The sequence below is a fragment of the Sporosarcina cascadiensis genome (assembly GCF_009650995.1).
Taxonomy (GTDB): Bacteria; Bacillota; Bacilli; order Bacillales_A; family Planococcaceae; genus Sporosarcina; species Sporosarcina cascadiensis.
Genome location: NZ_WHVV01000024.1, coordinates 1 through 24,026 on the forward strand (window position 1 = coordinate 1; position 24,026 = coordinate 24,026).

The 24,026-nt window shown below is 41.9% G+C and carries 19 protein-coding genes; 4 read left to right on the top strand and 15 right to left on the bottom strand.

The features are described from left to right. Positions 1-682 (top strand): RNA-guided endonuclease TnpB family protein (locus GDZ68_RS16820; protein WP_153723478.1); only part of this gene is annotated, 682 nt, incomplete at its 5' end. Between the two features lie 145 nt (positions 683-827). Here GDZ68_RS16820 and GDZ68_RS16825 read toward each other — a convergent pair. Continuing rightward, positions 828-1,739 (bottom strand): hypothetical protein, encoded by a 912-nt coding sequence (locus tag GDZ68_RS16825; RefSeq protein ID WP_153723479.1) that lies wholly within the window; start codon positions 1,737-1,739, stop codon positions 828-830. A 231-nt stretch (positions 1,740-1,970) separates the two neighbouring features. On the opposite strand from GDZ68_RS16825, the gene GDZ68_RS16830 reads away from it, so the two are divergent. Continuing rightward, positions 1,971-2,267, top strand: coding sequence for a hypothetical protein (locus GDZ68_RS16830; protein ID WP_153723480.1), 297 nt, complete (start codon positions 1,971-1,973; stop codon positions 2,265-2,267). A gap of 144 nt (positions 2,268-2,411) precedes the next feature. Here GDZ68_RS16830 and GDZ68_RS16835 read toward each other — a convergent pair whose 3' ends face one another. The 9 genes from GDZ68_RS16835 to GDZ68_RS16875 all read right to left on the bottom strand — a co-directional run bounded on the left by GDZ68_RS16835 (position 2,412) and on the right by GDZ68_RS16875 (position 15,144). Next, a complete protein-coding gene (locus tag GDZ68_RS16835) occupies positions 2,412-4,958 on the bottom strand; it encodes an AAA family ATPase (RefSeq protein WP_153723481.1) in 2,547 nt (848 codons plus the stop codon). A gap of 620 nt (positions 4,959-5,578) precedes the next feature. Then, a complete protein-coding gene (locus tag GDZ68_RS16840) occupies positions 5,579-5,812 on the bottom strand; it encodes a hypothetical protein (protein ID WP_153723482.1) in 234 nt (77 codons plus the stop codon). 95 nt (positions 5,813-5,907) lie between these two features. After that, the gene (locus GDZ68_RS16845; RefSeq protein ID WP_228551147.1) at positions 5,908-6,717 is read right to left on the bottom strand and encodes a DUF2935 domain-containing protein; all 810 of its coding nucleotides are present in this window, start codon (positions 6,715-6,717) and stop codon (positions 5,908-5,910) included. 490 nt (positions 6,718-7,207) lie between these two features. After that, the gene (locus GDZ68_RS16850) at positions 7,208-8,788 is read right to left on the bottom strand and encodes a hydantoinase/oxoprolinase N-terminal domain-containing protein (protein WP_153723484.1); all 1,581 of its coding nucleotides are present in this window, start codon (positions 8,786-8,788) and stop codon (positions 7,208-7,210) included. A 1-nt stretch (position 8,789) separates the two neighbouring features. Next, positions 8,790-9,881: a DUF917 domain-containing protein gene (locus tag GDZ68_RS16855; protein ID WP_153723485.1), complete on the bottom strand. Its 1,092-nt coding sequence runs from the start codon at positions 9,879-9,881 to the stop codon at positions 8,790-8,792. After that, entirely contained in the window at positions 9,878-11,209 is a 1,332-nt protein-coding gene (locus tag GDZ68_RS16860; RefSeq protein ID WP_228551148.1) for a purine-cytosine permease family protein, read from the bottom strand. The genes GDZ68_RS16855 and GDZ68_RS16860 overlap by 4 nt, the downstream gene beginning before the upstream one ends. Positions 11,210-11,230: 21 nt before the next feature. After that, a complete protein-coding gene (locus GDZ68_RS16865; RefSeq protein WP_194841217.1) occupies positions 11,231-11,827 on the bottom strand; it encodes a TetR/AcrR family transcriptional regulator in 597 nt (198 codons plus the stop codon). A gap of 1,162 nt (positions 11,828-12,989) precedes the next feature. Next, positions 12,990-14,426 carry a MocR-like pyridoxine biosynthesis transcription factor PdxR gene (gene pdxR, locus GDZ68_RS16870; RefSeq protein WP_153723487.1) on the bottom strand — a complete coding sequence of 479 codons (1,437 nt, stop codon included), beginning with the start codon at positions 14,424-14,426 and terminating at the stop codon, positions 12,990-12,992. A gap of 244 nt (positions 14,427-14,670) precedes the next feature. After that, positions 14,671-15,144 (bottom strand): S-ribosylhomocysteine lyase, encoded by a 474-nt coding sequence (locus GDZ68_RS16875; RefSeq protein ID WP_153723488.1) that lies wholly within the window; start codon positions 15,142-15,144, stop codon positions 14,671-14,673. A gap of 245 nt (positions 15,145-15,389) precedes the next feature. On the opposite strand from GDZ68_RS16875, the gene GDZ68_RS16880 reads away from it, so the two are divergent. Beyond that, positions 15,390-16,721, top strand: coding sequence for a Na+/H+ antiporter NhaC family protein (locus tag GDZ68_RS16880; RefSeq protein WP_153723489.1), 1,332 nt, complete (start codon positions 15,390-15,392; stop codon positions 16,719-16,721). Positions 16,722-17,586: 865 nt separating this feature from the next. Here GDZ68_RS16880 and GDZ68_RS16885 read toward each other — a convergent pair. From GDZ68_RS16885 to groES, 4 genes are all read right to left on the bottom strand, one after another. Continuing rightward, positions 17,587-18,357: an ABC transporter permease gene (locus GDZ68_RS16885; protein ID WP_153723490.1), complete on the bottom strand. Its 771-nt coding sequence runs from the start codon at positions 18,355-18,357 to the stop codon at positions 17,587-17,589. Continuing rightward, positions 18,350-19,282, bottom strand: coding sequence for an ABC transporter ATP-binding protein (locus GDZ68_RS16890; protein ID WP_153723491.1), 933 nt, complete (start codon positions 19,280-19,282; stop codon positions 18,350-18,352). The genes GDZ68_RS16885 and GDZ68_RS16890 overlap by 8 nt, the downstream gene beginning before the upstream one ends. A gap of 200 nt (positions 19,283-19,482) precedes the next feature. Further along, complete coding sequence (groL, locus tag GDZ68_RS16895; RefSeq protein ID WP_153723492.1) at positions 19,483-21,123, bottom strand: chaperonin GroEL; 1,641 nt, start codon at positions 21,121-21,123, stop codon at positions 19,483-19,485. Positions 21,124-21,170: 47 nt separating this feature from the next. Beyond that, positions 21,171-21,455, bottom strand: a complete 285-nt coding sequence (gene groES, locus GDZ68_RS16900; RefSeq protein WP_153723493.1) for a co-chaperone GroES — start codon at positions 21,453-21,455, stop codon at positions 21,171-21,173. 193 nt (positions 21,456-21,648) lie between these two features. On the opposite strand from groES, the gene GDZ68_RS16905 reads away from it, so the two are divergent. Then, positions 21,649-22,380 carry a CPBP family intramembrane glutamic endopeptidase gene (locus GDZ68_RS16905; protein ID WP_153723494.1) on the top strand — a complete coding sequence of 244 codons (732 nt, stop codon included), beginning with the start codon at positions 21,649-21,651 and terminating at the stop codon, positions 22,378-22,380. A 37-nt stretch (positions 22,381-22,417) separates the two neighbouring features. Here GDZ68_RS16905 and dacB read toward each other — a convergent pair whose 3' ends face one another. Continuing rightward, positions 22,418-23,908 (bottom strand): D-alanyl-D-alanine carboxypeptidase/D-alanyl-D-alanine endopeptidase, encoded by a 1,491-nt coding sequence (dacB, locus tag GDZ68_RS16910; protein ID WP_153723495.1) that lies wholly within the window; start codon positions 23,906-23,908, stop codon positions 22,418-22,420. Positions 23,909-24,026: the final 118 nt, after the last annotated feature.

Consider the following 24,026-nt stretch of genomic DNA (forward strand, 5'->3'; position numbering starts at 1 on the left):
CGTCAGACGAAATCCAAGTGGCAAATACTTTGTATCTATTCTAGTAGAAACAGAAGTACAGCAGTTGGAGAAAACAGCATCATCTATCGGTATAGACCTCGGCATCGTTGATTTCGCCATTCTTTCTGATGGCCGTAAGATTGACAACAATAAGTTCACATCTCAAATGGAGAAGAAACTAAAAAGGGAACAACGGAAACTTTCAAAACGTGCCTTGTTAGCAAAAAATAAAGGCATCCACCTATTTGAAGCAAGAAACTACCAAAAACAAAAGCGTAAGGTTGCCAGATTACATGAAAAAGTAATGAACCAGCGTGACGACTTCCTTAATAAGTTAACTACAGAACTCATCAAAAACCACGATATGATCTGTATCGAAGACTTGAATGTCAAGGGAATGTTACGTAATCATAAACTAGCTAAAAGGATCTCTGATGTGTCCTGGTCCAGCTTTGTGACGAAATTAAAATATAAAGCAGATTGGTATGGAAAATTACTAGTTGAAATAGACACATGGTTTCCATCTAGTCAATTATGCTCCACTTGCAGTCACAATGATGGCAAAAAGTCACTAGACATTAGGAAATGGGTTTGCTCTAATTGCCAAACACCTCACGATAGAGATATCAACGCCAGTCTGAATATCCTAAGCGAAGGGCTTCGATTACATTCCTTAGCCTAACTACACAATAAAACCGTAGGAACTACGGAGTAGCTTGGTAAATAAAAGAAACCTCTGCGAGTAAAGAAATACGCTGGCAAGTATGCTTTGTTCCCAAGAATTTCCCATCTTCAATCAGACCGCAATGTCGATAAGTGGGAGTAGTTCAATTCATTTCATACAAGTACAGTTCACCGCCGTCTAATAACAGCATCTTATCCGCTCTGTTGGATGTCAGATGCGGCCGTAAAGAACTGCCATCGGGCTTGCGGAAATCTATCTCGTGAATAATGTTGAACCCGCTGCCTTCCCTTGCCAGCTCAAAGAACTGATGGTTATCGAAATACTGCCGGTGCACCATCATCTTGTCGTTCTTCACCGCAAACGTCTGGAAACCAAACGCGTCAGTAGAGAAAACCGATTCTGTTTCATTATGCAGTAAACCGATCTGTGCACGCTCGCCGACGAAATACCAGACCTGATCATTTGCCGCCGTATTCAGCGCCAGACACTCTCCTATAAGCTGCCGGTCGCTTCCATTGTCAATAATGCGGCCGTCATAATCCCAGCCGACCAGACCTGATCTGCCGATTGGATTCTTCCAGCCGTAATTACCGTACACACCTTCATCAAAATAACCTGTCCAAATATGATGATCTTCTGTCGTATACACATGATCAATGCCGTCTCCCAAACAGAACGAACGGATAAACCGTCCCTCCCAGTCATAGATACGTGCATTTTTATCGATATGTTCTGCATCATGATACATGGAACGGGCACAGACCAGCATCACATGATCATCATCGAAAGACTGTACCAAATGATAATTCCATTGCTCATCAGGCAGATTCAATATCTTCTTCCTGCCGTCTTTAAGATGGAGGACTTTATAGGAATAATGCTCCTCTGTATATGTGGGGTGAAATCTGCCTTCAATCAGCGGCGGCCGTTGTTCTGTAAGGAGAATGAGCAAGTCCTGGCTGGGACCGATCGCGATGGATAGCGGTATGAGGTCCTCTATGTCTTCCTGGATGTTGGCAAATGGCGTCAGGTGGATAATTTGGTTTATTGGCATCCGGGTCACCCTTTCTAAAATACGTGCCTGTGCACGAAACATTCATGAATATTACGTTTGTTTAATTAATCATGAATGTTTAAACAAACGCAATTGTTCCATGCACAGGCACCCGAATTCTATTCTCCCCACATCCTACCAGTATTAAAGAGCCATCACAATAGCTGCTGATTCCCAACACACCTTCCTTCCTCTATAATTAAAGGAAAGTTATTATCGGAGGTATCCACAATGGAATTCAAAGATCTGAACGAGCAGATTATACAGAAATACAAAGATGACGAGAACCTGATGATCCGTCTATTTGTACAATGGTGCGCCAATCATAATCTGGATCCGCAGGCGCTGTATCGCAAAGCCTATCCTGATCAGGTGAAAAATGCTGCGCTGGCGAAAGTGATGGAAGAAGACGATGGTTTCGAAGAGCTGCACATAGACAATGAAACGATGCTGGATGTTCTTCAACTATTCGGGAATGATGATCTGGCGTTTATAGCAGCAGAGGAAATCGAAAGGCTGAACAAATAAAGACCCGCAGCGGACGCACTTTCGTGTGTTCCTCGCGGGTCTTTTTGGGTGCCTGTGCGTAAAACATTCATGTTTGTTTGAACAATCGTGAATGTTTAAACAAACACAATAGTTTGCTGCACAGGTACGTCTTTAAGAATGTCTTTATGCTTTTACAGCAGTCCCCCGAGTGAAATCCACAGGAAGGAAGGTCAGCAATTCTTCTTCGGTCAGTTTGTCATAGGCAGCCAGCCGGTTCGACATATTCAGCGTGGCCTTTTCAAACAGTGTTCTGGCAAATCTTCCATTACCGGAATGTCCGCTGCGGAGTTCTTCTGCGAAAATTTCTTCGAGCACCGGCCTGCAGCCGTTATTCAATCTGAAACCTGCGCCTTCAGCAATTTTCACTAGGATTTGATACATTTCTTCCACTGTATAATCATGGAATGTAATCGTATTTGAGAACCGCGAACGCAGACCAGGATTAGAATTTAAGAAGGTCTCCATCTCGTTTTCATAGCCCGCCACGATGACGACCAGATTATCCCGGTAATCTTCCATCGCCTTCAGCAACACATCAATCGCTTCTTTTCCGAAGTCATTTTCCGAACCGCGTGCCAATGAATAGGCTTCATCAATGAAAAGAATACCGCCCAGCGCTTTTTCAATCATTTTCTTCGTCTGCTGTTCGGTATGACCGATATAAGCTCCCACTAAGTCGCTGCGGTCCACTTCCACCAGATTTCCTTTCTTTAATAGCCCCATACTCCGGTAAAGATCTGCAATAATTCGGGCGAACGTCGTCTTGCCGGTACCTGGATTTCCTTTGAACACCATATGCAGAGAAGGCGCTGATGCGGCAGGCAAATTCAGTTCTTTCCGCTGCTTGTTCACTTTCACCTGCGCTTCCAGGTCCTTAATATATCTCTTCACTTCTTCATTGCCGATAATTTTGGAAAGTTCTGTATCCAGATCGAACGCTTCCTGCTCCACCCCGCCCATGATATCTGCGGGCAGGATTTGATAAATATCTCCTTTGATCCGTTCATTATTCAGTGTTGCAGCGGATAAGCGTACAGCCTGATTGCTCATCACTTCCTGCACAATCTTATCTATAAGACGGCCATTGCCGTCGTCATTCCGGCCGACAATCGATTGGCTCTGAATCAGGTCATAGAGCTTCGCTTTACTGTTGTCATCCAGTTCGATGCGGTTGCTTGCGAATTTTCTCAGCGCAATTTCCAGTAACTCATCCGCCGTATAATCAGCAAATTCCACAGTCGTTGAAATCCGTGATCGCAAGCCGCTGTTTTTATTCAGAAAATCTTCCATTTCATCAGTGTAGCCTGCCAGGATGACGACCAGGCTGTCCTTATTTTCATCCATCGCTTTAACCAGCACATCGATCGCTTCCAGCCCGAAATCAGTTTCCCCGCCGCGCGCAAGAGAGTACGCTTCATCGATAAACAAAATGCCGCCCCACGCCTGGTCTATCACTTCCTGTGTTTTGACTGCAGTATGACCGATGTATTCGCCGACCAGATCTTTGCGTGTGACTTCCACTAAATGTCCCATTGGCACCACATCTAGCGCATGCAGCATTTCCGCCACAAGCCTGGCCATCATCGTTTTCCCGGTGCCCGGATTTCCTGTAAACAGCATATGCTGCGAATGAAATTCCGACATCTGCCCGGCATCGACTCTTTCCTGCTGGATCAGACGATTTGTTTTAATTTGCGCCATTTTATCTTTCACGGACTGCAGACCAACAATCGCTTCCAGCTTCTTTTCGACTTCTCCAAGCTGCTCATAATCCAGAAGGTCAACGGTTTCCCCGTTGGGATCATCGGAAATATAGTCGGATTCGGATAGTCCGTCACTATCGGAAAGAGCGTCTGCTGCAGCTGCCGTTACGCCCTGCACCTCGTCCAACTCGTCAAGGTCAAATGCCGGATCAGCCTGTTCTTCGATCAGTGACCATTCGTGATTTGCCCGTTTTTCATCCAGCCGTCTGATGTTATCCTCAGCCTGCTTCTTGGAGGCTATCTTTTTTTCGACAAACACCACGCTGAAACTAATCTCATTGGGTGTGATACTTTTCATGCTGATTTTTCTGTTGAACTTTATCTGCAGGTATTCTTGTATATGGGCAGGATCCCATGTCCGGTTCTCGTCATTCAATTGAAAACGGAACTCACAATTAGTCTTATTGATTTGAGCGATCCAGTAAAAATCGAAGTCCTGCCAATTTTCCATGTACAATTCCACAAAGCGGTTGTAGACATCGACTACATTCGATTTATAGGTTTCCACTTCATTGTTGGAACTTAAAAATGAAAGGGTGCCTGAATATAAAGAGATCATGCCGCCGTAAATTGCCAGCCCTGCGGCAACCCAGAACAAGTAGTTGAGTAATGTCAGTATTGCGCCTGACGTGCTGCCGGTAAATAGCATCAGCACGACTGCGAGCAGCGGCAGAAGCAGTGCAAGTTTCACATACTTATGCAGCCCAAAAAAGCCGGTGAAAATAAATTTTACATATTTCAACTTGGGATACTTCGTGATCAGCCCATCCGCTTTTTTCTCCGAAAACCTCTTCTGGCCTTCAAACCGGTTCATCCCGATCTTTTCCCGAGCGAGTGTCGCCTCGAAGAATTGCCGGACTGTCCTGATGATTTGATCTTTTTCATGAGAAATTTTTGCTGCGTTCATTTTTAACCGCCTGCCTTTCCAATGAATCTCTTATTATGTAATGCTGAAACTTTATGTTATCGTTGTGTCGAAGTTTCAGGAGGTGAACATGATGTTTCGATATTCCATTATTCTCATAATTGGTTTCTCATTGACCTTTGTTTTGATCGGTGACTTTTTCTCAAGCAATAGTGTTCTGTTGAATATAACGCTCAGAATTTCTTTTGCTTTATTTTTTTCATTTATCTTATGGTTACTACAAAAGAAACCCAATAAAACGGAAAATGAAAAGTAACACAATAATCCTGCGTACTGACAATCTTCGAGCATTTCAACCAATATATTCTAAATACCTCTTAGCTTACCGCATAGATGCTCGTACATCAATAAACTTCAGCAATTCAGGCTATAACTCACCTGTGCCCGATATGACATATATGCCTTTCTCTTCATACAGCTATGACATTATTCCACTTTTCTCTCCGCTGTGTGAGTATGGTCAGTGAAATCAAATGGTCCATCATTTCAGGCATGACGATCCAGCTTCCCCTCTCATTCATACATCAATCTTGCCGCCATCCTATATTGGTCTGAAGTGAATATAAAAAAACGTCCCGCCAATGAGGAAGGACGCCGTCTTATCATGACCATATACCCAGCCTTACGAAAATATTTGCCAGAACAACCAGCCCCAATAAAGCAACCACCAAGTATTTCTCGATGACGAATACCAGCTGCGATCTTTCCTTCATTGGATTCATCTGGGCAAACCAGCGTTTTTCGCCGCATACTTCACACAGCAGCTTGTGCTGCGTATTCGTTGCTCCAATTTCCGCCAGGCCGCTTTTCACACTCCCGCCTATTTCTCGCTTCAACGAAAAATGAACTTTCCAGATTGTATCGGATAATTTGATTTCTTTCCTATGCGGGCAATCTACTGATTGATACTCGAAATAGAAATTTTCTGCATTTATGATTTGATTCGTGGTTTCGTAGGATCATCCTTCTGCGGAGGAATATCTGTCGACTTGGATAATTTCATCAAATAATAAGTCTCTTCACGTGCCATATGGTCTGCCATTAAGGGAGTCAGTGTTCCTAATGTTTCTTTCTTTAACTCCATCTCTTCTAATTCCTTTAAGAACATCTTGAATATAGTCATTTCTAAGTTTATATCATTGTGGAACTTATTCAATGCGGGAAACTTCATTATATTCGTACGTAAAAAACCAGCCATTTCTATAGCTTTTAAATAAAAGGCTTCCCATTCTTTTGTGAATTTATGACTTTTCTTTTTGAGCTGCGCTTCCACTCTGTCTAAATTTGAATCAATTGCACCTGCATGTCCTGCCGCATCCAATAACCACAGCAAGTCATGATGCAGCGGATGCACAGCCGGTGTATTCTCGCCTTTTTCTAAATAAGAAAAGATGCGTATGGCTTCTTCCACTTCATTGACCATATGATTAATAAAGGAAGGAGATAAACTGATTTTTATTTCTCCGACTAGGTGTTGTTCTATCAATAATAATTTAAACTCACGAATTTCCTCACTGCCTTCTTTGGCTTCTCTGACTAAAGTCAGAAGCGACGACTTATCCAAATTTTGTCTCGCCGATGCAAGCAGATAATCAAATAACTTTATAAATTTACTTGCCGCCTTAATGTTTTCTACTTCACTTGGAGCTAATGAGTCATGAATGAAACGTCCATGATCACCTAATATTTGCAGCCAAAACCGCAGTTCAAATGTTGTTTCCTCATGTAAACTTTTCAACAATATTCCCCTTCCTGTTCTTTTGAGATCACTGAAAAAAGCCATTGAAGAAGCTTTGAAAAGCATGGTTTTTCAAACAGAAATTCGCTAATGTTTGAGACATTAGTTTAGCGGCACAACCGTCTAAGCTTCGCAACCAACCATACAGGCTTTCAGTGACCTTCCCCCTATTCCTTCGCTCTTATTGTATGCGCACGTGTTTTCTTTATGAATTACAAGCCACTTGTTACTGCTTCAAACCTACTGGCATATGAATTTTAAGAGCAAAAAAATAACCGCCTCTCGATTATTAACTAACAACACTTCCTTTTGGAATTGCCGTATATCAGCAATGCAGTCAAAAGACAGTTATATTTACCTTTGATATTAGCTGTGTCTTCATTAATTACATTACAATGTCCATCACGAAAACCACCCGTTTGCCTGAGACGGCTTTGGGGTGGTTTTCTTTCTGTAGAAAGGTATTCATATAATTATTTGACTAGATTTTTATTTATGAATTTGAAACTAATTTATTGTCTAACAACTCCCCAGCCGCCTTGACGCGAATCTTGGTTGCATTACCGGGTAAGTAAGAAAGGGGGACTTCATCTATGTCTACAATAACAAGCTTACCTGGATCTGCACCCGCATCCACAGCTTCCTGGCAAGCCAGCTCTTTAGCCAGTGCCACCGTTTGCTCACGTCCCAGTTCATCCGTTTTGAAAATCTTTTCAATTTGTCCGCTTACTTGTGAAATAGCAGAGCCGATGGCGTTTGCTACCCCTGAATTCTTAGGTTTGATAACTTCAGAAGCTCCTTGTAATTGTGCAGGGAATAAGATGCTTCCACCGCCTACTAAGATAACAGGAACTGGATCTGCACTTGTCTTCATTTTATCGATAGTTGCTTCTGCCATTTCTATCATGCGGGCATATACTTTTTTGAGCACGGATAGATCAAGATGAGCAAGTAACTCACGATTACCAATATTGGCAACCCCCACTGCGACTGCAACATCTGTCGTCGTCAAGGTATTGCCACCGAATACAATTCCTTTTTCCGAAAGTAAGTATCCGACACTTTCAGGCCCAATTGAAAAGCTGCCATCTTCATGTAGTTCAACAATTGTGCCGCCACCCAATCCAATAGAAGCAATATCCGGCATACGGAAATTCGTACGGACGCCGCCAATTTCAACTGCTAATGAAGATTGACGAGGAAAAGAGTCGATCAATACTCCGACGTCAGTTGTTGTTCCACCGACATCGACTACTAATGCATCTGGATAATCCGACAAATAGGCAGCGCCTCTCAAACTGTTTGTTGGACCGCAAGCAATCGTTAAAATCGGGTATTTCACTGTATACTCTACCGACATCAGTGTTCCATCATTTTGTCCGAAGAAGACTTTAGCGTGAATGCCTTCTTTCTTGAGTGCTTTCACAAAACCATCAGCTGTTGAACGAGCAACTTCTACAATGGAAGCATTCAGGATTGTTGCATTTTCTCTTTCCAGCAAGCCCACACTTCCAATTTCATGAGAGAGAGAAATGGGTATCTCTGTGCCGAGTACTTCCTCAAGAATTTCCGCAGTTCTTATCTCATGCGCAGTTGAGACAGGAGAGAAGACCGATGTAACGGCTACAGAGTCTGCCTGTCCCTTAATTTCTTTTGCAATTTCATAAATATGCGATTCATCTAAAGGAACAATTTCCCGACCATCAAATTCATGGCCGCCGCGTACAATATGAATATGCTTACCTATAATATTCTTCAAATCGTCCGGAACACCGGTCAGCGGCTTAATAGCCAAGGTAGCAGGAGCTCCAATTCGAATGATGGCAATTTTATTGAGTCGTCTTCTTTCAACGATTGCATTTGTGCAATGTGTAGTACCGAGCATTGCGAAATCAATTTCACTTGCTAATACACCCGACGCTGCTACAACTTCTTTCATTGCTTTGTAAATACCCTCACTTACATCTGTAGTTGTGGTCGTTTTCACTTCAGCGATCACTTGATAGGCATTATCTAAAATAACTGCATCTGTATGAGTGCCTCCTACGTCAATACCCAGACGATAACTGTTCATATTAGTTCTCTCCTTTCGCTAATAACTCATCAAGTGGGCAATAATCGAAATCATAGCCGAAATAACGAGGTCCTGTCACTTCAATACCTTTTTCTGTGCGCCATTTTGGATCACAAGGCATTCCGATGACTGTGCAGCGAGCCCCATATCTCAAGCCTTCCGTAGTGATAGGTATCCCTGTGTCAGAGTCAATTACTGCTATTAAGTCAGGTGTCACACAAACCGTTTTCTCATTCACTTCAGCAAGTAAATGTTCGTTTTGGAAATGAAGCTTACATTCTTGGTCTTGATATTCGGACAGCCCTTGAATAGAGGCAGTTCCCTTTGCAAAACCTCCTTCAGTTTTCCGGTCGATATCCGCAACTTTTCCTTTAAACAAAATATGGCCTGAAGTCAGCTCTAATATTTCTTGCACAGGATCCTCATTGTTTTTAACAGCTTGACTAACTTTTTCTCCTATTTTTTCTTCCAATGTTAATGTATTTGGAATTCCAGATTGTTTGAGTGTCCTACCATCCATGGGATATATAGCCATCATGAGCGATCCGCCCATCTCCATCGTCGCCGAACGTGCAATTCGTTCCGCCCAGACACTATCTACTGTATTTAATACAATACTATTTCCTTTTTCATCTCCTAATACTATAGGCGTGGCAGTTACACCATCTAAATGGAAGGTAACCATTTGAAGTTCGGGAAATGCCCGTCCCATTCCATCTACATCCACCACGGGAATACCTAATCGTGCAGCCAAAGCTAAAGGAATCATGGAATTCACGCCGCCAGCTTCGATAGGCATAGTAGCGAAAATCTTTTTACCTACATAGCTTTCCAACGCTTCGAATGCCTGAACAGTTTCTTCACCATTCGGGATTTTTTCTACCATCACAGTAGGGGCGCCCATCATGGCTGTAGGAACAATTAAAGCGTCATCTGGTACTTCGTCCACATTCAAAAGTTGAATTGGTCCATATTCTTCTACGGCTTGAAGAGCCATCAATTTACCAATGTAAGGATCCCCACCACCGCCAGTTCCAAGTAAGGCAGCACCAATTGCGATATTTTCAATTTCCTCTTTACCAATTAACCTCATTTGATAATCTCCTTTTTTATAGCATGATTGGAAGTTTTCGAATTTGGAAGTAGTTTAGTGGCTACTAGTTGAAGCACAAATGCCACAAGAAATGCATCGAAACCAGATGCTCCTGTTAAAGTAAATAATCCAAATCCGTTAGGTGCCGGGCTCGTGGTAAACGCAACAAGTGTAGCAAGTCCCCATATGAGAATACTAACTGGATAGATAGTAGGCTGATTCTTTAAATTAGCGAAACTGTATTTTTCTCGATTGCTGAGGTAATCTGCTGCATAAACGCCTCCGATTGGGGGTATCAAGGCGCTTAAAAATGACAAGAATGGAATGAAGTTTGTATAGATTCCGCCAACTGCCATCATTGTTCCAATAAAGCCTGCTGCAATCGTCAGTTTATACTTAGGTGTATTATTGAAGATTACAGAAAATCCTAGAGAAGAAGAGTATAAATTATTATCATTCGTTGTCCATTGAGCCAAGATTAGGATGAGCATTGCAGCTGTACCCCATCCAAGACCAAGCATAATTGCGACAATATCAACTTGTGAAGTGGCTTTTGCTAAGATAGCAGCGATAATCAGGACGATACTAAAACCACCGAAGAAGCCGACAAAAGATGATATAACCGCATCTTTCGGTGTTTTTGCATAGCGAGAAATATCGGGTCCGATAATCGCTCCAGCAGCAAGAGAACCGATAATTAGTGAAATAGCTACCCCTATCGTAATAGGATCACTGGTAAGGGGCGCAGCCATAACTTCCGAAAATGAAGATCCTTTTAATACTCTAATCAAAGACGCAACTAGGAGTATTCCTAATAAAGGAACTGCAAAAACGCTTAATTTTTCAATGGCTTTATAGCCAATAAAGGCAGTAGTCGTCATTAAAATTCCACCTATCACGACCAAAACCTTTTGGTTAATGTCAATTTGAAAGACATTCATCAACACGCTATGTAAACTAGCACCAAACAAATCTAATTGAACACCGAACCAACCAAATAATGAAATGGCAATAATGGAGGAAACTGCATAAGAACCATATCTACCTAATGCAAACATAGAAACCAACGGGGTAGACAGACCCGTCTTTGCTCCGACAATACTGCAAAGAGAGCTCAGAATTGCCAACAAGAAACACCCAATGAAAGTTGCAATAACAGCTGAGGACATTGACATCCCTGCACCTAAAGCCCCACCTAGTGCAGTAGCGGAGAGAGCGACAATTCCACCTAACCAAACAACTGATAATTTACCCCAGCCTTTACGATGATCCATAGGAACAGGCTGCAGTTCATAATCTTGGACCATTTTATTAGTATTATTTTCCAATGTTCTCAGCTCCTTTTGATATTAATTAGTTGTATCACTATGACCTAAATCATTAAACATACTAATAATGATTTGAGAGGCTAGTTCAATCTGCTCAACCAAGGAATCATTTGTATATAAATTAATACCCCAGAATAAACCATTGCCAAGTAATACAAATTGCTTGATTAAATTGTTAACCTGCTTAGCACTTGTGTGGGGATAATCTTTAAATACTAAATTTTCCAAAGAAACAGTGAGCCACTCATTAAAGCTCAACATATACTCCTGAAGATGTATTTTAATTTCTGGAATAGGTGCTGTTATCAAAGATATATACGAAGACATTTCAACCTTATCAGCTGAATGATGTTCGACAATCGCTTCAAGCATTGCAATAAAGATTTGATCAACAGGTTCATCACGATGATTAGCCAAAGCATTATTCATTGCATGATGATGATTATCCAAAATTTGCTGAAAAGCTTTCAAAAACAAATCTTCTTTATTATCGAAAAAGTAATATATAGAAGCAGCTTTGACTCCAACTTGCTCAGCAATCTTACGCATTGTCGCACCTTGATAACCATGTTTTGAATATTGCAAGAGAGCTGCATTCAATATTTGTTGTTCTGTCAATAGTTTCACCATCCTTTTTTGTTCACCTAACAAGTGTTAAGTGAAATAATAACCCCAATAAACTGAATAGTCAATAGAGATTTAACATTTAATTTAATTCATCAGCTTCGCACTAAATTAATTTCATTCGTTAGTGGATTCAGAATACCTGTTACATACTTTTTTTCGGAAAAAAAATCCTTTATAATGGTTTGGAGGCAGTAATGCGTCTCAATCCAAAATAAAGGATAATCTCATATACTTTTTTTTCATATGGTGATCATTCTGCAAAGGCTTAGATTCTTGTGATCGATGCATTTGCAAACTCGAGATACAGAACAAGATAAGCTAATTCATACTCTGTAAAAAAATCAGTACATAGTACTTTCTCCAACACCAGCGAAGGCGCAACTGCGGGGTCGGCCGTGGCTGTGAGACAACTGGCGCGGTCTTTGCCCAGTAGGCTCATAGCGTAAGGCAATCCCCCAGCGCCGAAGCGGCTTTAAACTGCAAACTCACATTTCAATTAGAATCCCCGCAAAGTCGAGAAACGAAACCCGCACATAGTAAATCCACACACTGCCAACATGCACGTGACAGGTTGGCAAGCACATGGTTTGGTGAAGAGCCCTTATTTACACATAATTCTTATCGGTCTCATAATCTATCACCAACCACTGTAATATAAAAGTGGTTGGGTTAAATACCCCCTAATTGGATGGTCTTTAAAAATGGTTTATATTATAGAATGATAATGTAGAGAACGAAGAAATTCATTTCTAAAAGGAGGAAGGCATGAACCTAGCCCTTATTGTCTCAATGATTTTCGTAGTCATCGTTTTAGTTGTCGGAGTAATTTTGACCATATCCGTTGCTAATTCCAGTACTATGCCCGGGAATAAAAGTTACGATAGTAAAAAAAGTTTTTCCGGTTTGCTGTGGGTTTACGTTTTATCAGTGCCAGTCGCTATTATAATAACTCTTGTCGCTATATTTGTATTTTATTAACAACGAAGGGCAGTTCGGGATTAGTGAGAAAGCACATGTTTTTTTAGAGTCTCAGGAACCGTCTAAGCTCCCTGCATGCCGTATAATAATGATACATCTCCCTGTAGACTCTTTGACCGAGGGTAAAATATTTATAGTCGTCCCCTAAATTAGGTTGTCAAAGAATAAAATACTGTTATATCTCATAACTTCTCAGCGCATAGACAAACCTTGAAATGCCTTCTTGTATTGAGGCTACGTTACTTTTTCCATAAGTGAAACGAACGTATCCATTTGTTGAACCCATTACTTTTCCAGGTACAAATGAAACGCCTTTTTTCATAGATTCTTCAAGTAACTTATATTCATCGATTTCATGATTTATTTTACACCATAAATGAATTCCGCCTTGTGGCACCAAATAGGTAACCTCATTTTTCGTTAAACTGTCCAAGGCGGAAATTAGCGCATCCCTTCGCTCCCTCAGTTGAATCCTTAAATTTGAAATATGTTTGTCAAATTGAGGGGAATCTAGAAATTGATTCGCTATCCATTGAGGAAAAACACTATGACCAAAGTCAATTTGCTGTTTGCCATCTGATAAGCGCTCAATCACTTTCTCCGGTCCAATAATCCACCCAATGCGTAATCCTGATGCAACAACTTTTGATAAAGAACTAATGTATACAACATTTTCATTATCGGCCATTGATTTTAACGTGGGTCCAATGCACCCATCGAATGACGTCAAATTATAAGGATCATCTTCTATTATGGGAATACCGTACTTTGATGATAATTCCAATATTCTCTTTCGACGTTCCAGAGACATTTTGGTGCCAGTAGGATTTTGATAATCAGGATTTAAAAAAAGCATACGAATTCGATGTTTTCTTTGCAAAGCTACTATATCATCAGGATTCAAACCATATTGATCAACTGGGAGTAATAACGTCTTAATACCAAACGATTGAAAGATCGGTAAAGAGAATGCATAGGATGGATCTTCAATAGCTACTGTATCACCTGGTTTTAGCAGACATTGAACAATTAGGTGGATTGCTTGCTGAGCACCTGATGTAATCAGTATGGAGTTTGGCTCAACCACCATATTTTTATAGGTATTTACATGTTTACAAATGGTCTCCCGTAATCCCGCATCGCCTAAAGGATGATCGTAACCTAAATGCTTATCAAACGCCTGATCCTTAAGAATCCTGGCGAATTGGATGGTAGGCAGTAAATCTGCTGCAAGTTCCCCGCTTGATAGGTTAATCATTCCTTCCTGTTCAGTTTCATTACGAAGTTTCTGTACCAGCGGAAGATTCGGAAGAAATGAGCCAGCCTCTACATATTTACCCCAATTCGGGATTCTTTTATGAGTAAGTCCCCATATATCTGTATTTATATAAGTGCCGCTTCCTTTTTTTTTGACGATTAATCCAATCGCCTCCAACTCATCGTAAGCCGTCACAACGGTACTCCGATTTATCTGTAACTTTTTTGCTAACTCACGTTCAGATGGCAATGGCTGATCCCGAGATAAATCTCCCGTTATTATCCCATTCTCTATATGATCCGCAAGTTGCCTATACATCGGTTTTTTTAATGAACGGTCTAGCTTAAATTGCATGAAACTCCATCCTTTATTAGTAATTTCTCCATATAATAAATTTCATATTATGCTTCTATTACGTACCTGTTAACATACCGCCTTTATGTATATTGTATCAAAGTTCTTGGACACTTACGCTCTATCGCAAATACAAGACGTTTTAATTTCGGCAGACGTAAAAACGCCAACCCCGTAAAGGAGCTGGCGCTTTAGTGCGTGTGTACTTGGTACCGATTTGTAAAATATTAGCATCAATTATCCCCTACACTGTTTCGGCTGTTAATGCACGGAATGGGTCGTCGCTTAATCCTGCTTCTACTACTAATTTAGCATATTCTTGTGCAGCGAATAATGAATGATCTCGATAGTTTCCACACTCTAATGCAGAAACAGCTGGGATATGTTCTGTTTCAATCACCTTTTTAAGTACTGACGTTAATGCCGTCGCCACATCCTTCGGTTCATGTTCATCCCATATGATCATATAAAATCCCGTTCTGCAGCCCATTGGAGAAATATCGACAATCCCTTCTAATTCATCACGCAAATAAGTCGCTAATAAATGTTCTAGTGTGTGTATGGCTGAAGTCGGGATTGAATCGTGGTTCGGCTGCAAAAAGCGTAAATCATACTTCTGCAATACACTTCCTTTTTCATGATGTTCGGTACCCGCCAAGCGCACATAAGGTGCTCTCACTTTCGTATGATCAAGAAGAAAACTTTCAACTACTGCCATTGTTATCATCCTTTCTGTAATTGATAACTAAGTTAACACAGTACTGCTAGTCCTGTAAATGTATTTCGTAAATATTTAGAAAAATGCATTATTGTATTGACAGGCTACCAGAAGAGAGGTATCATACTCTTTAATTCCGATATAACTAATAAGTTTTAATTAGATTAGATCTAAACATGTTTTAGTTTAAAACAGCTTGGAAGAATAAGAGTGAGTCGTACAACAAATGAATTGGGGGGATGGAAATGTCCGTAAATGAAGTGAAGAAAGGAAATGCTTTAGCACTTTTACCATTAATTATTTTTGTGGCACTTTTTATTGGTGCTGCTGTTTTAACGAAAGATTTTTCGAATATGCCATTGAATGTGGCGCTTATTATAGCATCAGCTTTCGCTTTATTAATGAACCGCAAAGAGAAATTCGAAAAAAAGATTGAGATATTTACAAAGGGTGCGGGTCATGCGAATATCATTTTGATGGCTGTTATCTTTATATTAGCAGGTGCATTTGCAACTGTGGCAAAAGGGATGGGCGCAGTAGACTCTACAGTGAACCTAGGATTATCCCTATTACCTGCAAATTTATTAATGGTTGGGCTATTTATCATCGGCTGCTTCATTTCTATTTCTATGGGAACTTCAATGGGAACAGTAGTCGCACTTGCGCCGATTGCAATTGGAATTGCGAGTCAAACGGATATTCCTGTAGCATTGGCATTGGCAACGGTCATTGGCGGCGCCATGTTCGGAGATAATTTATCAATGATTTCAGATACGACAATTGCTGCGGTCAGGACACAGCAAACGAAAATGAAGGATAAATTTAAAGTGAATTTCTTCATCGTATTGCCTGGTGCAATTTTGACATCGATCATTCTCGGCGTCATTACGCGAGGAAACACAGCCCTGGTTACACCTGAACATCAATATAACCTATTAAAGGTACTTCCTTATCTCGCTGTTTTGGCAGCGGCACTTGCAGGTGTACATGTATTAATTGTTTTGATTGGAGGCACGATTTTTGCAGGGGCTATTGGTTTAGTAGACGGATCCTACAGTTTCGGAAGTTTTTTAGCAACCGTAAGTGAAGGTGTTATAGGCATGGAGGATTTAGCCATCATAGCGTTATTAATCGGCGGTCTCGTAGCAATCATTCGGCATAACGGCGGAATCGATTATCTTCTATATACGGTCACAAGTAAATTAAAGACTAAAAAAGGCGCTGAATTTGGAATTGCGGGGTTGGTTAGTGCGGTCGCACTTGCTACTGCGAATAATACGATATCGATTATTATTACAGGCCCTTTGGCGAAAAGCATCGCAGATGAATATGACATTGATCCAAGAAAGTCTGCCAGTTTACTTGATACATTTTCCAGCAGCTGGCAGGGAATTCTTCCTTATGGCGGCCAGATGCTCGCAGCTGCAGGACTTGCTTCCATATCGCCACTCACTATTATGCCATATTCGTTTTATCCGATTCTGATGGGAGGATGTGCAATCATTGCCATTCTGATTGGATATCCAAAATTGCAGAGCAAGACGGCAAAACAAGTTGCGACGGTGCCTGCAGATTAATAAAATTTTGAAGCAAATCGTGAAACGCTCATTATCTGATTTATATATACGCAAAAGTAACCGCCTGTGTTTATATAAGATGAATTAATAAATAAGCATTCTACAAATTACCTAGTACCGTTGATTTCCGTTCCAGGCAGACGCGTGTCTTGCGGGCCCGCGGTGAGCCAACTTGGTCGCTTCGCTCCCCTAAGTTGTCATCACCTGTCGGGCTGATCCTCCCAGAGTCGCCGCCTTGCACTCCAATCAACTGAGTAGATAGAACATAGCTTCCCTATGATGTAAAAAGTTTAATTCAACTTATATAGTTTACAAGGGGTTACTTTTTCTATTGTTTTTAGAATAAGTTCAGGTCCGTGCAACTCCTCTGAATCCTTGAAAATACATGAGGTTATAGCTGACTGGATAATCATCTACCTGTCTGAGAAACATACGTGTTTGATACTCACACGGCCCCCCACTGAAAACAAAAAAACGCCAACCTCAAATTACGAGGTTGACGCTGTCATATCTATTTCAGAAAGTCCGGCTTATATCATACCGCCCATTCGAATGCTGTTATTATGAAGGGGTATTATATTTTAAACGTTAGCGTATCAAGGTTTCTTGTTAAAGTCTTCTCACAGCTTTTCATGTAGTATCATTTCATTGTTACACTATACCGCTAATGAATAAAATACCTCCATAATGAAGGGTTGGAGACGTACACAGTTTGTACCAGTCTTCCATTATGATTGTGATTAATGTTTCGGCAGAACTTGTATTGAGCCAAGCCCCTGATTAAGGTAACACCCCTACAGCTATCACTAAGGTAGTTTGAATTTGTCACTGCTTTTAAGACTTTGTTGAGTAAGCAGAAAAAACGTTAACTTCTCAGCCCACGGCCTTTTTCAATCAGATACCAATTGATTGCATAAAGAGATATGACAAAGAGAAACGAAATGAGAACAGAGAATAAAATCGGAACGTCGACTACACCGAGGATGCCGAATCTGAATCCCGAAATCATATAAACAATCGGGTTGAACTGTGATACAACCTGCCAAAACGGAGGCAGCATCGAGATTGCAAAAAACACGCCGCCTAAGTAGGTTAACGGCTGAAGAATAAACGTAGGAACAATCGACACATCGTCAAATGATTTTGCAAAAATACCGTTCAACAGTCCTGCCAAAGAGAACAAAATAGACGTCATCAAAAGCGTCAAGACGACAATACTCCAAGAGTAGACTTGCAGCGGAACAAAAAACAGAGAAATAATCGTGACCAGTATCCCCACCAGAATACTTCTTCCCATTCCTCCAATCACAAAGCCCCAGATAATGATATGAGTCGGTACAGGAGCAACCAATAGTTCTTCAATATTCTTTTGAAACTTTTGTGAAAAAAATGATGACGAGACATTTGAGTAGGAACTCGTGATGACTGACATCATGATCAATCCAGGGACTATAAACTCCATGTAGGAGAATCCTTCCATCTCGCCAATCCGTTTGCCAATCAAATTCCCGAAAATGATAAAGTACAAGGAAGTTGTAATGACTGGCGGGACCAATGTTTGGATCCAGATTCTAAGATAGCGGTTCGTTTCTTTGACTGATAAGCCTTTTAATGCTGTAAAATATAGTTTAAACATGTGCATCACCCACCGCAGTTTCTTCTGTAAGTTTTAAAAATAACTCTTCTAATCGATTGGACTTGTTGCGCATAGACAATACTTTAATTCCTTGTTCTGTCAATTGGCTAAATACTTCGTTGATCCCTTGATCACGCGCCACTTCCACAGAAAGCGATCCTTCGTCCATGAGTTCACTTTTATAGCCTTTGATTACCGGCACCCGTCCAGAAGTTTCGATATCTAAAATAATAGTTTCAAACTGGAGCTTAGCCAGCAATGATTTCATACTGGTATTTTCAATCAACTGCCCTTTTTGAATGATACCAATGTTGCGGCACAACATCTCCGCTTCTTCCAAGTAATGTGTGGTCAGAATAATCGTCGTGCCGTTTTCATTCAACTCTTTCAGAAACGTCCACATTTCTCTTCTCAATTCAATGTCCACACCGGCCGTCGGCTCATCCAGAATGAGCAGGCGGGGTTCATGCATCAAGGCGCGTGAGATCATCAGTCGACGTTTCATGCCTCCAGAAAGCTTCTGTGCCTGAACATTTCTTTTCTCCCATAAATCAGACTGCCTCAAGTACTTTTCACTGCGCTTCAATGCCTCTTTTCTTGGCACACCATAATAACCCGCCTGGTTCAACACAATCTGCTGGACCGTCTCAAAAGGACTAAAGTTGAACTCTTGAGGGACCAGACCGATCTGCAGCTTAACCTGCATTAAGTGCGTGTCCATATCATAGCCGAAGACATTCACTTTTCCTGATGTCTTATTGACGAGGGATGTCACAATCCCGATAGTCGTAGATTTGCCGGCACCGTTAGGACCCAATAGAGCGTAAAAGTCTCCTTCTTCCACTTTCAAATCGATGCCACGCAAAGCCTGGACACCGCCCGTATAGACTTTTTTCAGGTCTTTTATTTCTAATGCGTATGTCATTCCTTTTATCTCCTAACTATCTTTTTAATCAGCTGCATGTAAATAGCTATTTGCTAGTATACCACTCCTCTCATGAGCAAAGCTTTATGTATACATTTTCTATATAATTGCTCCTTACAGAGACATCTCGTTTAAAAATTAAAAACGCCAACCTCAAGTTAAGAGGTTGACGCTGTAAAATCTATTTTAGACAGAACAGCTTACATCATGCCGCCCATGCCACCCATACCGCCCATATCAGGCATTCCGCCGCCCATTCCAGCTGGTTCAGGCAGATCTGCAACAACTGCTTCAGTAGTCAAGAACATAGCTGCTACAGATGCTGCGTTTTGCAATGCATAACGAGTTACTTTTGTCGGGTCTACGATTCCTGCTTCTACCATGTTGACCCATTGTCCGTCTGCTGCATTGAAGCCGATGCCGACTTCTTCGCGCTTCAGGCGGTCTACTACGATTGAACCTTCAAGGCCTGCGTTTGTAGCGATTTGACGTACCGGCTCTTCAAGTGCACGAAGGACGATCTTAATGCCTGTTGCTACGTCGCCTTCTGTCTCTTCAAGCAATGCTTCTACTTGTTTGTAAACGTTCACCAGTGCAGTACCTCCACCGGATACAATTCCTTCTTCGACTGCTGCACGAGTTGAATTCAGTGCGTCTTCAATACGAAGTTTACGCTCTTTTAATTCAGTTTCAGTTGCTGCTCCGACTTTGATGACCGCTACTCCGCCAGCAAGTTTTGCTAAACGCTCCTGCAATTTCTCTTTATCGAATTCAGAAGTTGTTTCTTCCAGCTGAGAACGGATTTGGCCTACACGTGATTCGATTGCATTCGTGTCGCCGCTTCCTTCAACGATTGTTGTATGATCTTTTGTTACAACGATTTTTGCAGCGCTTCCTAATGAAGTCAGGTCAGCAGATTTCAGATCCAGTCCAAGATCTTCCGTGATCACCTGGCCGCCAGTCAGAACTGCAATATCTTCAAGCATTGCTTTACGTCGGTCACCGAATCCAGGAGCTTTGACAGCCACTGCATTGAATGTTCCGCGTAATTTATTGACAACTAGAGTAGCAAGCGCTTCGCCTTCTACATCTTCTGCGATAATCAATAATGGTTTTCCTTGCTGAACGACTTGCTCAAGCACTGGAAGAATTTCCTGGATGCTCGCAATTTTCTTGTCCGTGATCAAGACATATGGATTGTCCAAAACTGCTTCCATCTTGTCTGTATCTGTTGCCATATAAGCAGATGCATAGCCGCGGTCGAATTGCATACCTTCTACTACGTCAAGCTCAGTAACGAATCCTTTAGACTCTTCAATCGTGATGACGCCGTCGTTGCCGACACGCTCCATTGCCTGTGCGATCAACTCACCTACTTCTTCATCTCCTGAAGAAATAGCTGCAACCTGTGCGATTTCCTGCTTGCTTTCGATTTCATCCGAAATGCCCTGCAAACCTTCCACTGCTGTGACTACTGCTTTTTCGATTCCTTTACGGATGCCGACAGGATTAGCGCCTGCAGTCACGTTTTTCAAACCTTCGCGGATCATTGCCTGTGCAAGAACCGTTGCAGTTGTTGTACCGTCCCCTGCAATTTCATTCGTTTTGGAAGCGACTTCAGCTACAAGCTTCGCTCCCATGTTTTCGAATGCATCTTCGAGTTCGATTTCTTTCGCGATTGTCACACCGTCATTTGTGATCAATGGTGATCCGAATTTGCGCTCTAATACAACGTTGCGTCCTTTTGGTCCGAGTGTTACTTTTACAGCGTCAGCCAATGTGTCTACACCGCGCAGCATTGCCGTGCGTGCTTCTTCGTTGAATTTAAGTTCTTTAGCCATTTATATAATTCCCTCCTGAGTTTATATTGATTTATTTAAAGGTTTTATTAGCCGATAATTGCTAAGATGTCGCTTTCACGCAGAATCAAATATTCTGTTCCTTCATATTTCACTTCAGTACCTGAGTACTTGGAGAAGATGATGCGGTCTCCTTCAGTTACTTCCAATTCTACTCGCTGTCCGTTCTCAAGAACACGGCCTGTACCAACAGCAATTACTTTTCCTTCTTGCGGCTTTTCCTTTGCAGAGTCTGGCAGGACAATGCCGCTTGACGTTTTTTCTTCTGCTTCGATTAGTTCGATTACGATACGGTCACCTAGTGGTTTCAACAAATGAAACAACCTCCTCGAGATATTGGTTTATTTATTTTTCTTAGCACTCAGTAATAGCGAGTGCTAACACAACTCTTATCTTAATGAATTCCAATAAAAATTGCAAGTAAAAGCGTTCGACATTTTCTTCTTTTGCCAAACCTCTTTTTTCGCGTTAAAATGGTCATCAGATATAGATGAAAGGTTGTGCACAGTGAAAAACTGGGTCGTTGCGTTAATACTCTTTATTACGTATGTTGTTATGCAGATTGGCAGTATATTTCTGGCACCGGTACTCCTCTTGTATTTCACGGAGTTGGGGCTGCCAAAGGTGGAGGCCATTTCTCACGCTTTTGCTTGGACATTGTTTATCGTCAATACGATTGCGGCAATTATCTTCGTGATCATTTTAATTAAGAATAAAAAATTCATTCCAGTATTCAAAGGAAAGCCTGCTCATTTTGGTCAAGTACTTCTTTGGGGAATCCTTGGATTTTTCCTGGCAATGGCCGGTCAGATTCTGGGTGCTGCGATCGAGTCGCTGTTCGGCGTTACGGCAGGCTCAGAAAATACGGAACTGCTTTCGAATATTGCAAAGACAGCTCCGATTATTATCTTTCCCATGGTTCTGTTCGCACCGTTCCTTGAAGAAATCGTGTTCCGGCGTATTTTATTCGGAGGCCTCTACACGAAGACAAACTTCTGGATCGCTGCGATTGCGAGTGCGATCGTCTTTGCCGCTGTGCATAACGAATTGCAGCATCTGCTCATGTACTTGATGCCTGGACTCGCCTTTGCGTTTGTCTATTACAAAACAAAGCGTTTGCTCACGCCGATGATCGCGCACTTCCTGATGAATGGTTTTGTGACGGTCGTTCAATGGAACGCGGATAAATTGCAGCAGCTGCAGGATATGCAGCAGAGTATCATATCATTCCTAATGTAAAAAACTCCCCTTGCAAATTTATGCAAGGAGAGTTTTTTTATTGTGCCGCCATTACTTGTACCATCTTATCGATATCCGGTCTGGCAGTCGTTCTCGCGCCTTCTGTCAGGATACTGAAGATGAGATCTTCACCGTTCTTCGTTTTCACATAACCGGACAATGCGTCTGTATGATTCAGCGAACCAGTTTTAGCCAGCACTTTCCCCCGTACCAGAGGGCTTGTCAGACGGTTGCGCAATGTCCCGCCAAGCATGCGGTCATTTACACCGGATACCGGCAATGAACGCTCAAACGCCGGATACCATGGTTTAGACTGCACGGCAAATAATACTTCTGAAATTTTCTCGGATGGAATTTTGTTTTTATGCGACATACCGGACGCATCTTCCAAGTAGATCCCTTTTGTATTGATTCCTTCTTTTTCGATCGTTTCCTTCATTACCCGGATACCTGCATCCCAGCTGCCTTGGTTATATACTTTGCGTCCCATCGACTTCGCAAGGATTTCGGCATGAGAATTATTGCTGAGTTTCATAAATGGCATCATTAAGTAATACAAAGACATCGACCGGTTCGAGGCTAGCACCTGAGCATTTGCCGGAGTCTTGCTGCGGGACACTTTTGCCGTCTTGCTCAGGCTGATGCCCTGCTTTGACAGCGCGCGCATGAAGACATCCGCAGTATAGGCGCTGGGATTCGAAACCGTCACCCACTGGCGTTTGCCGTTCGAATTAACGGGCAAGTTGCCTGAAACGACAATCGTATTCGTTCCGTACTGCCGTGTCATCGAAACCGTATTGGGCTTGTTTTTCGGAACCGTGCGTGTACGGTTTACTATTTCGACGATATTCGTATGCGGCGTCAGTGTGACTGCAGCCGGTTTGCCGTTTTTCGTTGGTTTGGCTTCCACAATGGTGGTGCCTGAATCATAATCTTCATTCGGCGAGATGGTCAGCGCCGAAATCTGTGCTGCGTAGTAATGCGTTTCGTCAGATTTATAGATTCCGGGAGAAAGACGCTTTGTGTCGAACCATGTATCGTCCGCCACAATATTTCCTGTGACGGATTTGATGCCCGACTGGCGCAGTTCTTTTGCCATACGCTGCAGATCACGTTCCATTAATGTCGGATCGCCTGTTCCGCGCAAATATAAATGGCCGTTCAGCACGCCGTTTTTCACCGTTCCGTTTGTTAACACATCCGTCTCGAACGTATAGTTCTCTCCTAATACTTCAAGAGCTGTTGCAGCTGTCAGAACTTTAACATTTGACGCTGGTGTCACGCCCTGATCAGAACGATATTGATAGACTACTTTATTTGTATCTGCTTCTCTGACGACCACACTGCTCTTTGTGCCGCGCATGCGCTGGCTTGTGATCACCTGATTGATTCCTGCTTCTAAACCTTTATAGGACTGCTCTGCTGCAGCCGCTTGACCTCCTATAAAAGGAGTGTACATACTCGCCGTGACTAAAATTGCACCCAATACCCATTTACTCAGCCGTTGCCGAGTCTTTTTCGTGTTCATTGAAATACATATCCTCCCAATCTCGTTGTCTTTGCTAGTTTACCATAGGCTATCTTCCAAAAGAACCCGTCCCTGACAATTGTCATGACAAATTAAAAAAGTCCCCTTGCGTATGCAA

Bases quoted from the DNA above. Each gene is read 5' to 3' on its own strand.
- GDZ68_RS16825 (WP_153723479.1), bottom strand. From the start codon at position 1,739: ATGCCAATAAACCAAATTATCCACCTGACGCCATTTGCCAACATCCAG.
- GDZ68_RS16830 (WP_153723480.1), top strand. From the start codon at position 1,971: ATGGAATTCAAAGATCTGAACGAGCAGATTATACAGAAATACAAAGAT.
- GDZ68_RS16835 (WP_153723481.1), bottom strand. From the start codon at position 4,958: ATGAACGCAGCAAAAATTTCTCATGAAAAAGATCAAATCATCAGGACA.
- GDZ68_RS16850 (WP_153723484.1), bottom strand. From the start codon at position 8,788: ATGAACAGTTATCGTCTGGGTATTGACGTAGGAGGCACTCATACAGAT.
- GDZ68_RS16855 (WP_153723485.1), bottom strand. From the start codon at position 9,881: ATGAGGTTAATTGGTAAAGAGGAAATTGAAAATATCGCAATTGGTGCT.
- pdxR (WP_153723487.1), bottom strand. From the start codon at position 14,426: ATGCAATTTAAGCTAGACCGTTCATTAAAAAAACCGATGTATAGGCAA.
- GDZ68_RS16875 (WP_153723488.1), bottom strand. From the start codon at position 15,144: ATGGCAGTAGTTGAAAGTTTTCTTCTTGATCATACGAAAGTGAGAGCA.
- GDZ68_RS16880 (WP_153723489.1), top strand. From the start codon at position 15,390: ATGTCCGTAAATGAAGTGAAGAAAGGAAATGCTTTAGCACTTTTACCA.
- GDZ68_RS16885 (WP_153723490.1), bottom strand. From the start codon at position 18,357: ATGTTTAAACTATATTTTACAGCATTAAAAGGCTTATCAGTCAAAGAA.
- GDZ68_RS16890 (WP_153723491.1), bottom strand. From the start codon at position 19,282: ATGACATACGCATTAGAAATAAAAGACCTGAAAAAAGTCTATACGGGC.
- groL (WP_153723492.1), bottom strand. From the start codon at position 21,123: ATGGCTAAAGAACTTAAATTCAACGAAGAAGCACGCACGGCAATGCTG.
- dacB (WP_153723495.1), bottom strand. From the start codon at position 23,908: ATGAACACGAAAAAGACTCGGCAACGGCTGAGTAAATGGGTATTGGGT.